Source organism: Hymenobacter glacieicola (assembly GCF_014640315.1).
Lineage (GTDB): Bacteria > Bacteroidota > Bacteroidia > Cytophagales > Hymenobacteraceae > Hymenobacter > Hymenobacter glacieicola.
On sequence record NZ_BMGS01000004.1, the window covers coordinates 302,159 to 319,138 of the forward strand.

Genomic DNA, 16,980 nt, shown 5'->3' on the forward strand with positions numbered 1-16,980 from the left:
GGGGGAAGGAAATATGGGCCGCCTGCGGCAGCATGTTCCTCGCCGCGTTGGCAGTGCCAGACGTTGGCCCCGTCTTGGGTAAACACTGCGGAGCGCATCTTCATGCCATTGCCTGGCGAAAAACCGTTGTTTTTCGGCCGCTGGACTACCTGCCTTGCCACAACCACCTGGTTTTCACCCCGCAGGAATGCCAACGGCTTCCAACTGATTGGTTTAATCCAGGCAGGCGGCCTACCGACCGAGAACCGCTTGCTTGTGGCCAGGTAGGGGCCCTACCAGGGCAACACCACCTGGATTTGCTCAGGTAGGCCCCCTACCGGGTCAGAACCACCTGGTTTTGGCCAGGTAGGCAAGCAGTACCAGCAGTAACTCAGTGGGTGGCCGCGCAACTCCGGCGGCTTGCGTGCCCGAACAAGTGGGTGGCCAGGGGCCGCAAGCGGCGGGAGTTGCGCGGCGGTATTGGCTTGCGAACCGCCCAGGTCCGGAGGGGGTAACCAACCGCGGCTAGCCGGACAACTAGCGGGGCTAGTATCTTCGCCCGGTGAATTCTGCTTCTGCCTCTGCTGCCCCCGCCCCGTTTCCCTTGTCTGTTTTGTGCCTGTCCGGAAGCTGGGGCGGGCTAGAGCTGAACACCGTCCGGTTTGCCGACTGGATGCGGCAGCGGGGCTGGCCCGTGCAGGTCATTACCCTGGCCGGTTCGCCCATTGCTACCCGCACCACCGAGCTGAACCTGCCGGTCGTGGCTCTGCGCAACCCCTGGAAAGCGGCCGATGTACCCGCGGCGGGGCGGCTGGCCAGCTTGCTGCGCGGCTTCGGCACCCGGGCGCTCATCGTCACGCGCAACGGCGACCTGGGGCTGGCCGTGCTCTGCAAAAGCTTGCGGCTGCCCGGGCTCCGGCTCGTGTATCAGCAGCACATGCAGCTGGGGCTGGCCAAGCGCGGCCTGGTGCACACGCTGCGCTACCGGGCCCTGGACGCCTGGCTTTCCCCGCTGCCCGGGCTGGCCCGGCAGGTGCTGGAGAAAACGCGCTTCCCCGCCCAGCGCCTGCACGTGGTACCCCTGGGCATAGAGCTGGAGAAGTTTGCCCACGCGGGCCTGACCCAAGCCCAGGCCCGGCAGCAACTGAACCTGCCGCTGCCGCCCGGCGCGGTGCTGCTCGGCGTAATTGGCCGCCTCGACGATGGGAAGGGCCAGGATTTTGTGGTAGAAGCCCTCGGAGTGCTTCGTGTGCGCTGCCCTCACCTGCACGTGCTGTTCGTGGGCGAGGCTACTCGCAACGAGGGCAATGCCTACCAGCAGGCCGTGCTGGCGCGGGTGCAGCAACTAGGCCTAGCGGAGGTAGTGCACCTGCGCCCGTTCACGCTGCAGCCCGAGGTAGCCTACCGCGCCCTCGATATTTCAATTACGGCCTCCGTCAATGAAACCTACGGCATGGTCACCATTGAGGCCATGGCGACGGGGCTGCCGGTAGTGGCGTCGGCGGCAGGCGGCACCCTGGAACTAGTGGCCGATGGCCGTACCGGCCTGCTGTACCCGTTGCGCAACCAAGCCGAGTTTTGCGCTGCTATTGAGCGGCTGCTGCAGGAGCCGGGGCTGGCCGCAAGGCTGGGCCAGCAGGCCCAGGCCGAGGCGCTGGCGACGTATTCGCACCACCGCCAGTGCGCGCTGACGGAAAAGGTACTGCACAGCCTGGGCTAAATCTGGTATCTTTGGGGATTATTTGCCTGCTCAGCGCGGCACTGGAAACGCTACGGGTTTGTTAGCTGCCCCACGGCCCCCCAGAACCTGAGCCCGCCGCCCCTACCATGATTCAGATTCAGAATACCCTGATTTCCGACGACGTTCGGGATAATTTCTTTGTGTGCAACCTCGAAGCCTGCAAGGGCGCCTGCTGCGTGGAAGGCGACCTGGGCGCCCCTTTGGAAGACGAGGAGCTGCAAATCCTGCACAACGAGTACGAGGCCATCAAGCCCTTCCTGACCGAAGCCGGCCGCCAGGCCATCGAGCAGCAGGGCCTCTACATCAAGGACTGGGAGGGCGACTACAGCACCACTACCATCAACGACCGGGAGTGCGCATACGCCCTCTATGATGAGCGGGGCATTCTGAAGTGCGGCATCGAGCAGGCCTACCTAGCCGGCGTTACGTCTTTCAAGAAGCCCATCAGCTGCCATCTGTATCCGATCCGCATCACCAAATACGAGGGATTCGAAGCGCTGAACTACGACCGGTGGAGCATCTGCTCGCCCGCCTGCTCCTTCGGGGCCAACCTGGGCGTACGGGTGTACCAGTTCCTGCGCGAGCCGCTTATCCGCAAGTACGGGGAGCAGTGGTACGGCGAGCTGGTACAGGAAATCGAGCAGGGCAACGGCCAAGTTTGGTAACAGACGCCCCGCCACCGCAAGTAACCCGCCCGTACCCCGGTGCCGCGCACGTAAAAAAGGCCAACTCTACAGTTGGCCTTTTTGGTAGGTCGAACATTTACTCAGCTGCTCTTCAACGTGGAAGAAATGTACCTCAGTGAAAGTCTCAGTGCCGCCCAGATACAACAGTTTCTGCAAGCGGCCCTGCCGGGGCTGACCGTATTTCCGTGGTCAGCGCTGCTGGGCGCAGAACAGCCCATGGAGTTTGACTCGGCCAATCCGGCTCACATCTTCTTTGAAGTTACTGCGTCGGAGGTTCCGCAGTTTCCGCACCACCTAGCCATTTACCGCACTCCCTCCACAGACGAGGAGGCCCGGGCGTTGTGGTTGGCGCAAGCACTCTCCCGGCAGCATTGCCTCAACGTGTTGGTGCCCTTTACCCATCCGGAAAAACCCCAGGATCCGTTTTACGACATCGTATTTCGGCAGGGCGTAAGCTACCTGGCGGATGACAGGGAAACGGCTTTTGGTGAACCAGACGCCAAGCCCGTTCGCCTGCTTGGCCCCCACGCATTGCCCAGGGTTGATTTTGATTTGTTTGGTAGGTTAATCATCGACTAAGGGGCGTATCACCAGGCCGACGGTGAAGTTGGCCTGGTGATACGCCCCTTAGCTCAGGCTACTGCGTCAGTTAGGTAGGAGCGGTAAGGGGGGCTGCGCTTAGTTCGGTACCCACACGGAGTAGCTGCGGGCCTGCACCGGGAAGTTGCCGAAGCCGTTGGCATCGGTGGTAACGGTGCCGGTGCGGTTGCCGGTTTTGTCGGTGAGGGTCGCGTTTTTAAACGGGGAGGTGATGCCCTTGGTGCGGGCGGCGCTGCCGTCGTTGAGAATCATCATCAGACCCTTGTGGGTAGCGTCGCCGGCGCGGGAGTAGGCGTAGTAGTCGGCATCATTTACCCCCGTGTACTCGTAGGCCGCCCCGTAGGCGTTGGCCTTGCGGATGGCCATCAGGGTTTTGATTTGGTTGCCCAGGCCGTAGTTGTAGTAGTCCTTGTAGTACACGCAGGGGTAGCCTTTGGCCCGGGTCAGAATGTAGGCGTAGGCCAGCATCTTCAGGTTTACTACCGGCGAGTAGAGCCCCCCGGTTGAGTGGTCCGTGTCGTGGTTATCCACAAAGGAAACCGACAGCGGCCCATTGGCTTCGGTAAAGCCCGCAAACTGCAGCCCGCGCATATCCCAGGCCCCGTTGCCACTGCTCATGCTCTGGAAGGTGTAGTGCAAGGGCACGTCGAAGAGGCTGGTGCGGCCCCCGGTGGCGGCGGCGTAGTTGTTCATATCGGTCAGGTTGCGGAACCAGGCCTCGCTCACGGCAAAGCGGCCACTGGTGCCTTTCACCGCGTCCAGCCACTCATTCACGAAGCCGGTCTGGATGTGCTTGGTCGCGTCGAGACGGTAGCCGTCGAGGCCGAGCTTGGTGGTAATCCAGTTGCCCCAGTTCTTGGTTTCCGTGCGCTGGTTAACGTCGGCGTAGCGAATTTCGGAGCCGAGCAGGTTGTCGTACGCGTCGCCGTTGGCATAAGCGTTAAAGTCCCACGCGTTCCACTGGTACCAGCCGTTGTTGGGCGCCTGCTGGGTGCCGTTGAAGTTGTAATAGTGCCACTTGTAGGCGCTGTACGTGTTGCCCCGGCCCGGGTAGGTAAAGCTGGTCCAGACGGTGTAGTTGGTACCGCCCACGTTAAAAGTTTCCTGGGCATCGGCCGAGGTCAGGTGGTTCATCACCATGTCCTCGTACACTTGCACGCCCTGGCCGTGCAAAGCCGTGATGGCCGACTGCAGCTGCGCCAGCGTGCCGTAGCGGGTCGCCACGGTGCCTTTCTGGTTGAATTCGCCCAGGTCGTAGCGGTCATACACGCCGTAGCCTACGTCATTGATGCTGCCACCCTTGTAGGCTGGCGGTAGCCACACGGCCGTAAATCCGGCCGATTTAAACTCGGCGGCCCGGGAGCCCAGCACCTGCCACCACGTGCCCTGCGTATTACTAATGGGCGTATCCCAGTAAAAGCCCTGCAGCATCACCCCGTTTACGGCTACGGCGTTTTGGGGCGTAGAGGTTGCCGCGGGGCCGGGAACTCCGGGCGTAACCGCTTCTTTGTTGCAGGACGACACGAGTGGTCCGGCAGTCAGCAGCCCAAGCAGGGCCGCCGCTGAATACTTGTTCATACGATGGTGGGTTTTGGTTGTGGGATAAGAACAGGGCAAGTATAGAAGCTGCCTGCCGGAATTATGCAATACTATTTCGGCTGTTGATAAATAAATAGTAAGTGGTTACTAACCGCTTCTTGACTGTTTGAATCGGGTTTTCTGATGCTTAATTGATCAGTTTAGTGCAATTTCAGAAATGCTTCTTATGGATAATGTTCTATTTACACAAACCGGTGCTTTGTTGACTCATGCGTGCGGAAAGAAAACAAAAAGGGCCGCTCATACTTGAGCGGCCCTTTCTATAGCCCAGAGGCTAGGCGTGTCTACAGCTCCGAAAAATCGAAGGAGGTTTCCAGAAATTTCGTCGTGAAGTCACCGGCCTTAAACTGCGCATTGTCCATCAGGCGCAGGTGGAAGGGAATCGTGGTCTTCACGCCCTCCACTACAAATTCCGACAGCGCCCGCTTCATCTTCACAATGCACTCTTCCCGGGTTTGGGCCACGGTAATGAGCTTGGCAATCATGGAATCATAGTTGGGCGGAATCTGGTAGCCCGCGTACACGTGGGTATCCACGCGCACCCCGTGGCCGCCGGGAATGTGCAGCACCGTGATTTTGCCGGGCGAGGGCCGGAAGCCGTTGGCGGGGTCCTCGGCGTTGATGCGGCACTCCATGGCGTGCATCTTGGGGCCGTAGTTGTTGCCCGTAATCGGGATACCGGCTGCCACCTTGATCTGCTCTTTGATCAGGTCGTAGTTGATAACTTCCTCCGTCACGGGGTGCTCCACCTGAATGCGGGTGTTCATCTCCATGAAGTAGAAGTCCCGGTTTTTATCCACCAGGAACTCAATCGTGCCCACGCCCTCGTAGCCAATGGCCGAAGCGCCGGCAATGGCGGCCGCGCCCATTCGCTCCCGCAGATCATCAGTCATGAAAGGGGAGGGCGCCTCTTCTACCAGCTTCTGGTGGCGGCGCTGAATGGAGCAGTCCCGCTCGGAAAGGTGGCAGACGTGGCCGAACTGGTCGCCGCACACCTGAATTTCAATGTGGCGGGGCTCCTCCACAAACTTCTCCAGGTACACACCGTCGTTGCCGAAAGCGGCTTTGGCTTCGGTGCGGGCATCGTTCCAGGCTTTCTCGAACTCTTCCTCGGAGTTGATGATGCGCATGCCGCGGCCACCCCCGCCGGCCGTAGCCTTCAGAATAACCGGATACTTGATTTTGGCGGCTACCTTCTTGCCCTGCTCCACCGAGTCGAGCAGGCCCACGGAGCCCGGAATGCAGGGTACGCCGGCGGCAATCATGGTTGCTTTGGCCGAGGCCTTGTCGCCCATCTGGTTGATCATCTCGGGCGAGGCCCCGATGAACTTGATGCCGTTTTCCTGGCACACGCGCGAGAATTCCGCGTTTTCCGACAGGAAGCCGTAGCCGGGGTGAATGGCGTCGGCGTTGGTAATTTCGGCGGCGGCAATCAGGGTAGGAATGCTCAGGTAGCTCTGCGCGGAGCTCGGGGGACCGATGCACACGGCCTCGTCGGCGAAGCGCACGTGCAGGCTTTCCTTATCGGCAGTCGAGTACACGGCTACCGTCTTGATGCCCATTTCCTTACAGGTCCGAATCACGCGTAGCGCAATTTCGCCCCGGTTGGCAATTAGTATTTTCTTGAACACAGGTTTCTTCAATTAAAAATTAAAAATGAAGAATTAAAAATTGGCGACAGGCCCAGCACAAGGCCAAGCAGCAGTCCATTTTTAATTTTTAATTCTCAATTTTTAATTGACTTACATTGGCTCAATCAGGAACAAAGGCTGGTCATACTCCACGGGCGAGGCGTTTTCCACCAATGCCTTCACCACGCGGCCCGACTGCTCGGCCTCGATTTCGTTGAAGAGCTTCATGGCTTCGATGATGCAGATCACCTGGCCTTTCTCTACCAGGTCGCCTACCTGCACGAAAGCGGGAGTGTCGGGGCTGCTGCTGCGGTAGAACGTGCCAATCATCGGCGACTTCAGCGGCGTGTAGTTGCCACCGGCGGGTTCTGCGGGGGCGGCCGGGGTAGGCGCGGCTGCTGGAGCCGTGGCCGCCGGAGCGGCGGCCGCAACTGGCGCGGCTACGGGAGCGGGGGCCGGGGCGGCGGCTACGCTCCCGCTAACCACTTTCGTGCTGGGCTCGCGCTGCACCGAGATTTTAAACTCCTCGGTTTCGATGTTGACTTTGTTCAGACCCGACTTGGCGATGAAGTCGATGAGTTCCTGTAGTTCTTTGGCTTTCATGGGGGCGGGAGAGGGCTTGTTGGGCTGCTTACTTGACTCTTTCGACATAGGAGTAGTCGCTGGTCTTGATGCGAATTTTAGTGTCGGTATCAATGAAAAGCGGCACCTGAATCCGGGCCCCCGTCTCCACGATGGCGGGCTTGAGGGTGTTGGTGGCCGTGTCGCCCTTGAGGCCGGGCTCGGTGTAGGTTACTACCAGCTCTACCGTCGTCGGCAGTTCGGCCGTAAGCGGCTGCTCGGTTTCGGCGTGGAAGAGGATGGTAGCCACCTGGCCTTCCTTCATGAGGTCGGCGAAGGGCACCATGGCCTCGGGCAGCACTACCTGCTCAAACGACTCGTTATCCATGAAGGTGTAGCCGTAATCATCCTTGTACAGGAACTGGTGGGGACGCTGCTCCACGCGGGCAGTTTCCACTTTCACCCCGGCGTTGAAGGTGTTATCGATTACGCGGCCGGTTTTGATGTTACGGAGCTTGGTACGCACAAAAGCCGGGCCTTTGCCAGGTTTTACGTGCTGGAATTCGGTGATGACGTGCAACTCGCCGTTGTAGTTCAGAACGAGCCCGTTGCGAAAGTCTGCGGTCGTGGCCATGGTGGGAGAAAAGAATTAGAAAAGGAAAATAAGGTGAAGAGCGGCCGGAAACGGCCGGTTCCGGCCCGAATCTTCAACTGTCAGAAAGTGAGTTACTCGGGTGGAAACGCAACGTGCCGCCCCGGAGAGATGGCGGGGCGGCACGTCGGGAGTGCAAGTATAGAAGTTTTTCCGCTTGCGGGCCGCCACTTTAGGCTGCCGTAGGGTCGGGTTTGGGGTCGTAGGCCCATTTCAGGTACAGGGAACCCCAGGTAAAGCCCCCGCCAAACGCGGCAATAATCAGGTTGTCGCCCTTGCGCAACTGCGACTCATAGTCGGCCAGGCACAGGGGAATGGTTCCGTTGGTGGTGTTGCCGTAGCGGTGAATGTTGAGCATGACCTTCTCGGGGCCAATACCTACGCGGTTGGCCGTAGCGTCAATAATGCGCTTGTTGGCCTGGTGCGGTACCAACCAGTCGATGGTGTCGGGGTTTAAGCCGTTGCGGTCGGCTACCTGAGCAGCCACATCGGCCATGTTTTTCACGGCAAACTTAAATACCGCCGCGCCTTCCTGGTGCACAAAATGCTCCCGGTTGGCAACCGTTTCGGCGGAAGGCGGCCGGCGCGAGCCACCGGCTTTCTGGTGCAGGTACTGCTCGCCGCTGCCATCGGAGTGCAACTCCTGGTCCAGCAAACCCAGGCCTTCGGTGTTAGGCTCCAGCAGCACGGCCCCGGCCCCGTCCCCGAAGATGATGCAGGTAGCGCGGTCCGTGTAGTCGATGATGCTCGACATTTTATCGGCGCCCACCACAATTACTTTCTTATAGGTGCCGGTAGCAATAAACTGCGAGCCCGTTGCCAAGGCGTACATGAAGCCTGAGCAAGCCGCCTGCATATCGAAGCTAAAGGCCTTGGTAGCGCCTACGGCCGCCGAAATAATATTGGCCGTAGCCGGAAACACCAGGTCCGGGGTAGTGGTAGCGCAGATAATCAGGTCGATGTCCTCGGCTTTGTTGCCTGTCTTGGCCAGCAATTGCTGCACGGCTTTTACGCCCATAACGGACGTGCCCTGGTCTTCCCCCTTCAGAATATGTCGCTCCTTTATCCCGGTTCGGCTCATAATCCACTCGTCGGTCGTGTCGACCATGGTTTCGAGCTCTTGGTTTGTAAGCACGTAGTCGGGCACGTAGGAACCGACTCCGGTAATGGCAGCGGTAATCTTCATTAGAGAGAAAACGGAAAACGCGGCAAAGGAAAAGTCCGGCTCGGCAGCCGGACTTACAGTCGCTTTTAAGACTTGAAGGTGTTTTTTATCTGGTCAGCAATGCCAGAGCTAGCCATTTGGTAGCCTTGCAGCAGCATGTTGCAAATAGCCAGGGGCGTGCTTACCCCGTGCCCAATAATGGCGTTGTCGTTGATGCCCAGAATAGGGGAGCCCCCTACCGCTTCGTAATTAAAATGGTCGAGGAAAGGGTCATGGATGTTTTTCTCGGCAATGATGTCATACACCGATTCGGCCATCTTCAGCACCACGTTCCCCGTAAAGCCGTCGCAGACAATTACATCGGCTTTCTCATTGAACAGGTCGCGCCCTTCAATGTTGCCCACGAAATGAATATGGGGGTTTACTTTCAGCAGCTGGTGGGCCGCCTGGGTGATGGCAGTGCCTTTGCCTTCCTCTTCCCCTAAGTTCATCAGCCCCACTTTGGGCTGGTTGATGCCCAGCACGTACTGCGCGTAAAGCGAGCCAAGCTCCCCGAACTGCTCCAGCATTTCGGGTTTGCATTCGGCGTTGGCCCCCACGTCCAGCATGATGCCCATGCCACCGCTTAGCTTCGGAACGAAGTTGGCAATGGCGGGACGCAATACGCCGGGTACGGCTTTCACGCTGAACATAGCGCCTACGAGCATGGCGCCCGTGTTACCCGCTGAGCAGAAAGCCTCGACCTCACCGGTAGCCAGCAAGCGGTACCCCACGGCAATGCTGGAGTCTTGCTTCTGCTGGTAGGCTTTGGCCGGGTGCTCGCCCATCTCAATGATTTGGGAAGCCTGCACTACCAATAAATCGGCAGCATCGGGGCCGTGCTGCGCCAGCAAGGGGCGCACGGCATCTTCCTGGCCAATGAGCACTATCTGGGCCTTGCCCGCCAGCTGTTTGGCGGCCAGTACGGCCCCATCGACGGCGGCCTGAGGAGCAAAATCGCCCCCCATTGCGTCCAGGGCTATCTTCATGAACGGGAAATCAAAGAGGTCCGGGAGAGAATCCTCGGGGCGGGCCGAATCCCCGACCCTGGCCTTCCAGGGAAAGCCAAAGGTCGGGGACTATACACAAGGCCCCACCGCAAGGCGGGTAAGCAGCTAACGCTCGACTATTCTTCGTCGTTGTCAGTTGGGGCTGCAGCCGCTACGGGAGCGTAGTCTTTGATGGCTACTTTGCCGTTCAGGTACAGGTCACCGTCTACCACGTAGGCCTTGTGACGCAGGTGCAGCTCGCCGGTAGTGGAGCAAACCGAAACGGCTTTGGGAGTCAGTTTGTAGTGGCTACGACGCTTGTCGCGGGTAGCGGAGGAGGTCCGGCGCTTAGGATGTGCCATGGTTGAAAAGGGTAATTAAAAGCAAAGAAAAAATACAAACGGAAGTCAGCGGGGATGCGCCGGCCTTAGTTAAGGTTGCGCAGCGCATTCCAGCGCGGGTCGATGTCGTCGTTGTCGCCACCTTCAGTACTGTCGCCTTCGGGGCGGGTAGTGAAGATGAGTTTGGCGTCGGCGTCGGGGTTTTCATCGGGCTCATTCTGAAAGCGCGGGTGCAGCTTCTTCATGGGCAGGGCCAGGCCAATGTAGTCGAATAGGTGCTGGGCCAGGGGTAGGGTCTGCGTATCAGGCGTGATTTGCAGCACGTTGTCGTCAAGCTCCTGGTTCTGGTCGCCGAAGCGAACCAACAGTTGCTCATGTGCTTCCACTACTTGGTCGTACTCATCCAAACTACGGTCGCATATCTGGCGCACGGTGCCGTGCAAGTCAAAATCTACGGTGATAAGCCGCTCCGTTTTGGTCAGGGTCACATCGGCGTGTACCTGCCCTTCGGGGATGAGTTGCTGCTCGAACTGCTCAAAAAAAGCCTTGTCCAGCTCAAACGCAAAGTGATGCGTTTTATCGGCCAGCTTGGCAATATTGATGTCGTATTGGGCGTCCTTTTTCACGGCTAATTTGTAGCAGAGGGCAAAAGTAGAAAGTTTTCCCCGTTTTGTAAAAGCAGTTGCGGGGTAGGGCGGCGGGCTAGGCGTTTTTGAGAATAAAATCCGGTGGAATATCCAGCCGCTCATACAAGCGTTTCGCTAAGTCGAGCGTCACGCGGCGCTTGCCGTTGAGAATCTGCGAAAGGCGGCCGGCCGGTACTTCTAGCAATTGCGCCAGCTCTTTTTGCTTGAGCCGCATCTGCTGCCGTTTCAACTCTATCATCTCAGCCAGCGAGGTAGGCAGATTGGGAATTGGAAGCAGACCAAGCTTGCTTTCGTACGTATCCAGGGCCGCAATTAACTCCCGGAATTCTGCTTCCAACGTGGCATTTCCCTCCACCCCAGCCGCCACCAATGCGTCGAGACGGCGCAGGGCGGTACGGTAGTCGGAGGGAGTGTGCAGCGTCATGAAACGGGGTAAAAGCAGAACGGAACCGAAGTGGCTCCGTTGAGTACGGTTGCAAACTTACGGTGTTATTTTAAAAAGGCAAAGTAAATTTCGTTTTTGAAAAGAATGTTTTCAGATTGGTGCTTTAATCCGGTCTATATGAATAGGCTATTATATAGCTGATAATCAAGAATATGTGAGTTATTTTTAGGCATTTATTCGCATCCGTCAGTTGCAAGACAGAACAACTGCCTCAACAGAGCAGATTAGCATCCTTGTACGCGTTACTAGGCATCAACAAGAAGCGGCCACCGCTTCCCAGAAGAAACGATGGCCGCTCTCATTACAAAGTCAAAAACTACTCGTGGCGGCCGCCGCGCGGGGCGGGACCCGGCACAAGCGGTACAATGTCGGCCAGGGCTTTGCGCTGCCGTACCAAGTCGCAGGCCATGTACAGGGCCTCGCGGAAGGAGGTTTCGTCGGCTTTGTACTGGCCGGCCAGCCCGTAAGCTGTGCCGTGGTCGGGGGAGGTGCGGATGACAGGCAGCCCAGCCGTGAAGTTGACGCCCCGCTCAAAGGCTATGGTTTTGAACGGAATCAGGCCCTGGTCGTGGTACAAGGACAGGGTAGCATCGAACTGCCGAAATTGCGCCGTTCCGAAATAGCCATCAGCAGGGAAGGGACCATACACTAAGTGGCCTTCCTGCTGAAACTGCTGCAGTACGGGCGTTACGACGTCGGCTTCTTCGGAGCCTAATAATCCGTTTTCTCCGGCGTGCGGGTTTAGGCCCAGCACTGCTACGCGCGGCTTTTCAATGCCGAAATCCTGCTTTAGCGACTGCAGCAGAATGCGCAACTTGGTAGTGAGCAGCGGCTGAGTAACGCGGCCCGGTACGTCTTTGAGCGGTATGTGGCCCGTGAGGGTCGCCACGCGCAAGTCTTCGCTGGCCAGCAGCATCAGGCTTTCCTTGGCCCCGAAAAAGGACGTCAGGAACTCCGTGTGGCCAGGGTAGCGGAAGTCGTCCGACTGGGTGTTCTCCTTGCTGATGGGGGCCGTGACGAGGGCATCGAGCAGGCCGGCTTTCAGGTCGCGGGCGGCGGCGAGCAGGCTTTGCCGGGCGGCCGCGCCGCTGGCCGTACTCGGCTGGCCGGGGGTGAGGGTGAAGTCCTCGTCCCAGCAGGTAACGGCGTTGTGCTTGCCGGGGGCAATGTCGGCGGCCTCCCGCACCTGCCGGAAGGTAAGCGGCTCGTGGGCTGCGTCGGTGGGAAAGTCGTCGAAGAGCACCGTAGCCGTGCCGTACACCACGGGAGTACAGTACTTGAGCAGGCGCTGATCGAGAAAGGTTTTATAAATGATTTCCGGTCCAATGCCGGCTAGGTCGCCGACGGAAATGCCAATGCGTGGAAGCATGGAGGTAGGAAGCTAACAGGGAAGAAAGGAAGAGGCAGCCCCTCAGGGCGCTACCCGGAGAACGGGCGTTGAAAGCCCCATCGAAGCCTATATAGCTGAGCAGCCAGAACCACTTCTTTGAATAGGCTCCGGTGGCGCTCAGCGTGGAAAGGTGACTGCCTAAAAAGGCCAACCGAATTTTCTAGACCCGGTTTTTCAGAAACTCGTAGGTGAGGCGCACAGCAGCGCCGGTACCGCCCTTGCCGCGGTAGGAATCAGGGGCGGTCAGGAAGGCGGGGCCGGCAATATCAAAGTGCACCCAGGGGTAGCCTTCGGTGAAGCGCTCCAGAAATTTGCCCGCCGAAATGGCCCCTGCTTCGGCCTTGCCCAGGTTGCTGATGTCGGCAATGGCGCTCTTGATGTGGTCGGCGTACTCATCCCAGAGCGGAAACTCCACCAGCCGCTCATGGGTAGCGTGGCCGGCCCGCTTCAGGGCGCTGAGGGTTTCTTCTTCGGCCGTGCCCATGCACACAATGCCTTCTACGCCAATGGCGCGCACGGCCGAGCCGGTCAGCGTCGCGTAGTCCAGTACCAGCTCGGGGTCGTACTTTTTGGCAAAAGCCAGGGCGTCGGCCAGAATCAGGCGGCCCTCCGCATCGGTGTTCATCACTTCCACCGTCAGGCCGCTGTACATGGTAATTACGTCGCCAGGGGCCAGGGCCGGGCCGCCGGGGCGGTTGTCGGTGGCCGGTACCAGCCCGATAACGTGCAGGGGCACCCGGTTTTTGGCCAGGGCCGACAGCACGCCCACGACTACGGCCGAACCAGCCATGTCGCACTTCATTAAATCCATGCTGTTGGGCGTAGGCTTAAGACTAAGGCCGCCCGTATCAAACACTACCCCCTTGCCCACCAGCACAATCGGCCGGGCATTGGTAGCGCCTTCCGGCTTGTATTCCATGATGGTGAAGGTAGGCGGCTCGGGGCTGCCCTGGTTGACGGCCAGCAAACCGCCCATGCGCAGGGCCTCAATGCGCACCAAGTCCAGCACTTCTACGTGGAAACCTGCCGCGTCTCCTACCTCCTCGAAACGCTGGGCCAGCTGGGTGGCGTTCAGGTGACTGTAGGGCATGTTTACCAAGTCGCGGGCCAGGTACACGCCGTGTAGCACGTTGTCCAGCTCCTGCACTTGCTCGGCGGTCAGCTCGGCGCTGACCAGAGTGAGTAGCTGCAGATCGGGCGCTTTTTTCGACTTCTCGTCGGTTTTGTAGCCTTCGAACTGATAGGCTGTCAGGGCGATGCCCTCGGCCAGGGGCAGGGCACCGGTGCCGGTCAGGTCGTGAACGAACAGCTCGGGTACCTTGTCAGACTTCAGCCGGGCGTGGAGTTGGTGGCCGGCTTTGCGCAGGGCTTCGGCCGAGAGGTCGGCCGTTTTCTTCGGCTCGGCCACCACGTAATAATGCCGGTGGGAGTACTGGTTGATGCCAAATAGCTTTTCTCCGGCGGCCAGCTGCGCGGCCACGTACTGGCGGGCCGCCTCGGGCAGGTCGGCGGCGGCGCTGATGGGTAGCTCGGTGGTGCCGGCGGGCAGGATAAATACGGTATCCGCGAAGGAAGGGAAATCGGTGGCGTAAGCGAGGGATAGGGGCATGAGACGAAGTCCGTAAGGCCAGCTACTACCCCTGCTCCGGGCTCCGGGCGCGGAGAAACGGCAGCCGCCGGCGTATCTTTGGGCGTGAAGGTAGCCGATTTGTTCATGAGGAGTAAAGAATGAGCGGCGAGCAACGCGCCGGTATTCCTGATTTCAGCTGCCCTACCCTAAATTCTGACTGCCTTGCTCATTCCTCACGCTTCATTCCTCATTTGCTTTGGATTCTGTTAAAGCCAAAAAGCACCTCGGCCAGCACTTCCTTACTGACCCCAACATTGCCCGCAATATTGTGGAAGCCCTGCGCCTGCCCGACGGGGTGCGGGAGGTGCTCGAAATTGGTCCGGGCATGGGCGTGCTTACCCAAACCCTGCTGCAACACCCGGAGTACCGCACCTCGGTAGTGGAAATCGACCGGGAGTCGGTGGCCTACCTGGGGCAGCACTTTCCGGCTCTGGAAGGGCGGATTTACTCCCAGGATTTTCTGAAGATGGACCTAGGCCAGCTCTACGCGGGGCAGCCCCTGAGCATCATCGGCAACTTTCCCTACAACATCAGTTCCCAGATTTACTTTCAGGTGCTGGCCCACCGCCAGCAGGTGCGCGAGTGCGTGGGCATGATTCAGAAGGAAGTGGCCGACCGCCTCGCCGAGGGGCCGGGCACCAAAACCTACGGTATCCTGAGTGTGCTGCTGCAGGCCTTCTACGACATCGACTACCTGTTCACGGTGCCCCCGCACGTGTTCAGCCCCCCGCCCAAGGTGCAGTCGGCCGTCATTCGCCTCACCCGCAACCAAACGGAAAAGCTGGCCTGCGACGAGAAGCTGTTTTTCCAGGTGGTGAAGCAGGCCTTCCAGACCCGCCGCAAAACCCTGCGCAACGCCCTCAAGCCCTTCGGCCTACCCCCCGAAGCCACCACCGACCCCATTTTCGACAAGCGCGCCGAGCAGCTCAGCGTGCCGGATTTTGTGGGCCTGACGCAGCATATTGAATTGAGAATGAAGAAGTAAAAAAGTAAGAAGTAACAGAGGTATTGAGTGGGCCTTGAACCGAGCCTGACCCCCAAACCCCCCCTTCTTTATTCTCCATTGTATAGTTTCTAGTTCAAACATGTCCCTCTGCCTCGTCATCGACGAAATGCACCCCAACCTGCCCGATTTGCTGCAGCCGTTGGGGGTTGAACTGCACTACCGCCCCGACCTGAAAGCCGCCGAAGTACCCGCCGCCCTGGCCGCGCACCCCTACGACGGCCTGATCGTGCGCTCCAAGGTGCGCGTGACGGCCGAATTGCTAGCTCGGGGACCCGCATTGCGTTACGTGTGCCGGGCTGGGGCCGGCGTGGACAACATTGATGAGGAAGCCCTGGCCGCGGCCGGTGTCTCCCTGCTTAACGCGCCGGAGGGCAACCGCGACGCGGTGGGGGAATACGCCGTGGGGCTGCTGCTGGCTTTGTTTCGGAACATTGTGCGGGCTGACCGGGAAGTGCGGGCCGGGCAGTGGCGGCGCGAGGCCAACCGGGGCGAGGAAATCGGGGGCAAAACCATCGGGCTGCTCGGCTACGGGCACATGGGCAAGGCCTTTGCCCGCCGCCTGCAGGCCTTCGACTGCACCGTGCTGGCCTACGACCACGACCCTGGTGTGGAAGCCAACCACCACGCTACCCTCGTGAGCCGGGCGGAGCTACAGGCCCGGGCCGAAGTGCTGAGCGTGCACATCCCATACTCGGCGGCCAACCACCATTTCGTGAACGAGGAGTTTCTGGCCGGCTTCCGCCAGCCGTTGTGGCTGCTGAACACGGCCCGGGGCGAAGTACTCGACCATGCGGCCCTGGTGCGGGGCTTGCAAGCCGGGCAGCTGCGCGGCGCCGCCCTGGATGTGCTGGAAAACGAAAAGCTCGCTACCCTCAGCCCCGAGCAGCGGGCCCGGTTTGCATACCTGGCGGCCGCCCCGAACGTGGTGCTTTCCCCGCACGTGGGCGGCTGGAGCTTCCAGAGCTACGAGCGCATCAACACGGTGCTGGCCCGCAAGCTGCGCGACTTTCTGGCCAGAAAGTAACCGAGGGGTAACAGGGTAGGAAAGGGCCAGTGCAGCAGCTGGCGGCGGCCGTTTACTCCGTTACGGAATACCGCTTGCGCAGGACCTGCTCGCCGATTTTTCCCTAACGTTTCGTATATTTGCCTAAACCTGTTCGGGGAGAACGGCCAGCCACGCTGGCCGTTCTCCTTGTTTTTTGAGCTTACATCACCCCACCATGGCTACCATCAACTATTACACTCCGGAAGGTCTTCAGAAGCTGAAGGATGAGCTGCAGGACCTCAAAATCCGCGGTCGGGCCAAAGCCGCCGATGACCTGCGCGAAGCCCGTGACAAAGGCGACCTGAGCGAAAACGCGGAGTACGACGCAGCCAAGGAAGCCCAGGGCTTGCTCGAACTCAAGATTTCCAAGCTGGAAGAAATCGTCGGCAACGCCCGCGTGCTGGATGAAACCAATCTGGATACTTCCAAGGTGCTCATTATGAGCAAAGTGAAACTGAAGAACCTGAAAAACAACATGGTTCTGGACTATACCCTGGTAGCGGAGGAGGAAGCCAATCTGGCCGCCGGCAAAATCTCCGTAAAGTCGCCCATCGGGAAAGGGTTGCTGGGCAAATCGGCCGGCGACACGGCTGAAATTACGGTGCCCGCCGGCAAGCTCCAGTTTGAAATCCTGGAAATCAGCCGCTAGCAATGACGCCGGAAGCTGATGCATGCGTGCGTTAACGTACTGCATCGTTTCCGTCTGGGAAAGGGCGAGGCCAACCGGCTTCGCCCTTTTGCGTTTTGCCCCGTACTTTGAAGCCCTGAACTGCCTTATCGTCCTGCGGGCGGGGCCGGCTACCCTGCCACTTCCCCTTTCACCCCTCACCATTT

17 protein-coding genes are annotated in these 16,980 nt (G+C 59.5%); 6 read left to right on the top strand and 11 right to left on the bottom strand.

The window, feature by feature from the left end; genetic code table 11:
* The first annotated feature begins 541 nt into the window (after window positions 1-541).
* From IEW18_RS09230 to IEW18_RS09240, 3 genes are all read left to right on the top strand, one after another.
* The gene (locus IEW18_RS09230; RefSeq protein ID WP_188557548.1) at window positions 542-1,699 is read left to right on the top strand and encodes a glycosyltransferase family 4 protein; all 1,158 of its coding nucleotides are present in this window, start codon (window positions 542-544) and stop codon (window positions 1,697-1,699) included.
* A 107-nt stretch (window positions 1,700-1,806) separates the two neighbouring features.
* The gene (locus tag IEW18_RS09235) at window positions 1,807-2,385 is read left to right on the top strand and encodes a DUF3109 family protein (RefSeq protein WP_188557549.1); all 579 of its coding nucleotides are present in this window, start codon (window positions 1,807-1,809) and stop codon (window positions 2,383-2,385) included.
* A gap of 117 nt (window positions 2,386-2,502) precedes the next feature.
* On the top strand, window positions 2,503-2,985 hold the full coding sequence (locus IEW18_RS09240) for a hypothetical protein (protein ID WP_188557550.1): 483 nt from the start codon (window positions 2,503-2,505) through the stop codon (window positions 2,983-2,985).
* Window positions 2,986-3,084: 99 nt separating this feature from the next.
* Here the strand turns inward: IEW18_RS09240 and IEW18_RS09245 are convergent, their stop codons facing one another.
* From IEW18_RS09245 to IEW18_RS09295, 11 genes are all read right to left on the bottom strand, one after another.
* The gene (locus tag IEW18_RS09245; protein ID WP_188557551.1) at window positions 3,085-4,584 is read right to left on the bottom strand and encodes an alpha-amylase; all 1,500 of its coding nucleotides are present in this window, start codon (window positions 4,582-4,584) and stop codon (window positions 3,085-3,087) included.
* Window positions 4,585-4,889: 305 nt separating this feature from the next.
* Complete coding sequence (accC, locus tag IEW18_RS09250; protein WP_188557714.1) at window positions 4,890-6,236, bottom strand: acetyl-CoA carboxylase biotin carboxylase subunit; 1,347 nt, start codon at window positions 6,234-6,236, stop codon at window positions 4,890-4,892.
* Window positions 6,237-6,347: 111 nt separating this feature from the next.
* Window positions 6,348-6,839: an acetyl-CoA carboxylase biotin carboxyl carrier protein gene (gene accB, locus IEW18_RS09255; RefSeq protein WP_188557552.1), complete on the bottom strand. Its 492-nt coding sequence runs from the start codon at window positions 6,837-6,839 to the stop codon at window positions 6,348-6,350.
* A 28-nt stretch (window positions 6,840-6,867) separates the two neighbouring features.
* The gene (gene efp, locus IEW18_RS09260) at window positions 6,868-7,431 is read right to left on the bottom strand and encodes an elongation factor P (RefSeq protein ID WP_188557553.1); all 564 of its coding nucleotides are present in this window, start codon (window positions 7,429-7,431) and stop codon (window positions 6,868-6,870) included.
* A gap of 190 nt (window positions 7,432-7,621) precedes the next feature.
* Window positions 7,622-8,635: a beta-ketoacyl-ACP synthase III gene (locus tag IEW18_RS09265; protein ID WP_188557554.1), complete on the bottom strand. Its 1,014-nt coding sequence runs from the start codon at window positions 8,633-8,635 to the stop codon at window positions 7,622-7,624.
* A gap of 65 nt (window positions 8,636-8,700) precedes the next feature.
* Entirely contained in the window at window positions 8,701-9,642 is a 942-nt protein-coding gene (gene plsX, locus IEW18_RS09270) for a phosphate acyltransferase PlsX (protein WP_188557555.1), read from the bottom strand.
* A 137-nt stretch (window positions 9,643-9,779) separates the two neighbouring features.
* Window positions 9,780-10,004 carry a 50S ribosomal protein L32 gene (rpmF, locus tag IEW18_RS09275; protein ID WP_188557556.1) on the bottom strand — a complete coding sequence of 75 codons (225 nt, stop codon included), beginning with the start codon at window positions 10,002-10,004 and terminating at the stop codon, window positions 9,780-9,782.
* Between the two features lie 65 nt (window positions 10,005-10,069).
* On the bottom strand, window positions 10,070-10,609 hold the full coding sequence (locus tag IEW18_RS09280; RefSeq protein WP_188557557.1) for a YceD family protein: 540 nt from the start codon (window positions 10,607-10,609) through the stop codon (window positions 10,070-10,072).
* Window positions 10,610-10,685: 76 nt separating this feature from the next.
* Window positions 10,686-11,054 carry a helix-turn-helix domain-containing protein gene (locus tag IEW18_RS09285; RefSeq protein WP_188557558.1) on the bottom strand — a complete coding sequence of 123 codons (369 nt, stop codon included), beginning with the start codon at window positions 11,052-11,054 and terminating at the stop codon, window positions 10,686-10,688.
* A gap of 337 nt (window positions 11,055-11,391) precedes the next feature.
* The gene (gene pdxA / locus IEW18_RS09290) at window positions 11,392-12,444 is read right to left on the bottom strand and encodes a 4-hydroxythreonine-4-phosphate dehydrogenase PdxA (protein ID WP_188557559.1); all 1,053 of its coding nucleotides are present in this window, start codon (window positions 12,442-12,444) and stop codon (window positions 11,392-11,394) included.
* A gap of 181 nt (window positions 12,445-12,625) precedes the next feature.
* Complete coding sequence (locus IEW18_RS09295) at window positions 12,626-14,074, bottom strand: leucyl aminopeptidase family protein (RefSeq protein WP_188557560.1); 1,449 nt, start codon at window positions 14,072-14,074, stop codon at window positions 12,626-12,628.
* Window positions 14,075-14,291: 217 nt separating this feature from the next.
* Here IEW18_RS09295 and rsmA point away from each other — a divergent pair, with 217 nt between their 5' ends.
* From rsmA to greA, 3 genes are all read left to right on the top strand, one after another.
* A complete protein-coding gene (gene rsmA, locus IEW18_RS09300; RefSeq protein WP_188557561.1) occupies window positions 14,292-15,080 on the top strand; it encodes a 16S rRNA (adenine(1518)-N(6)/adenine(1519)-N(6))-dimethyltransferase RsmA in 789 nt (262 codons plus the stop codon).
* A gap of 100 nt (window positions 15,081-15,180) precedes the next feature.
* Window positions 15,181-16,125: an NAD(P)-dependent oxidoreductase gene (locus tag IEW18_RS09305; protein ID WP_188557562.1), complete on the top strand. Its 945-nt coding sequence runs from the start codon at window positions 15,181-15,183 to the stop codon at window positions 16,123-16,125.
* 196 nt (window positions 16,126-16,321) lie between these two features.
* Entirely contained in the window at window positions 16,322-16,795 is a 474-nt protein-coding gene (greA, locus tag IEW18_RS09310; RefSeq protein WP_188557563.1) for a transcription elongation factor GreA, read from the top strand.
* Window positions 16,796-16,980 lie beyond the last annotated feature (185 nt).

Bases quoted from the DNA above. Each gene is read 5' to 3' on its own strand.
- plsX (WP_188557555.1), bottom strand. From the start codon at position 9,642: ATGAAGATAGCCCTGGACGCAATGGGGGGCGATTTTGCTCCTCAGGCC.
- IEW18_RS09285 (WP_188557558.1), bottom strand. From the start codon at position 11,054: ATGACGCTGCACACTCCCTCCGACTACCGTACCGCCCTGCGCCGTCTC.
- rpmF (WP_188557556.1), bottom strand. From the start codon at position 10,004: ATGGCACATCCTAAGCGCCGGACCTCCTCCGCTACCCGCGACAAGCGT.
- IEW18_RS09305 (WP_188557562.1), top strand. From the start codon at position 15,181: ATGTCCCTCTGCCTCGTCATCGACGAAATGCACCCCAACCTGCCCGAT.
- IEW18_RS09295 (WP_188557560.1), bottom strand. From the start codon at position 14,074: ATGCCCCTATCCCTCGCTTACGCCACCGATTTCCCTTCCTTCGCGGAT.
- efp (WP_188557553.1), bottom strand. From the start codon at position 7,431: ATGGCCACGACCGCAGACTTTCGCAACGGGCTCGTTCTGAACTACAAC.
- accB (WP_188557552.1), bottom strand. From the start codon at position 6,839: ATGAAAGCCAAAGAACTACAGGAACTCATCGACTTCATCGCCAAGTCG.
- IEW18_RS09265 (WP_188557554.1), bottom strand. From the start codon at position 8,635: ATGAAGATTACCGCTGCCATTACCGGAGTCGGTTCCTACGTGCCCGAC.
- IEW18_RS09245 (WP_188557551.1), bottom strand. From the start codon at position 4,584: ATGAACAAGTATTCAGCGGCGGCCCTGCTTGGGCTGCTGACTGCCGGA.
- pdxA (WP_188557559.1), bottom strand. From the start codon at position 12,444: ATGCTTCCACGCATTGGCATTTCCGTCGGCGACCTAGCCGGCATTGGA.
- IEW18_RS09235 (WP_188557549.1), top strand. From the start codon at position 1,807: ATGATTCAGATTCAGAATACCCTGATTTCCGACGACGTTCGGGATAAT.
- greA (WP_188557563.1), top strand. From the start codon at position 16,322: ATGGCTACCATCAACTATTACACTCCGGAAGGTCTTCAGAAGCTGAAG.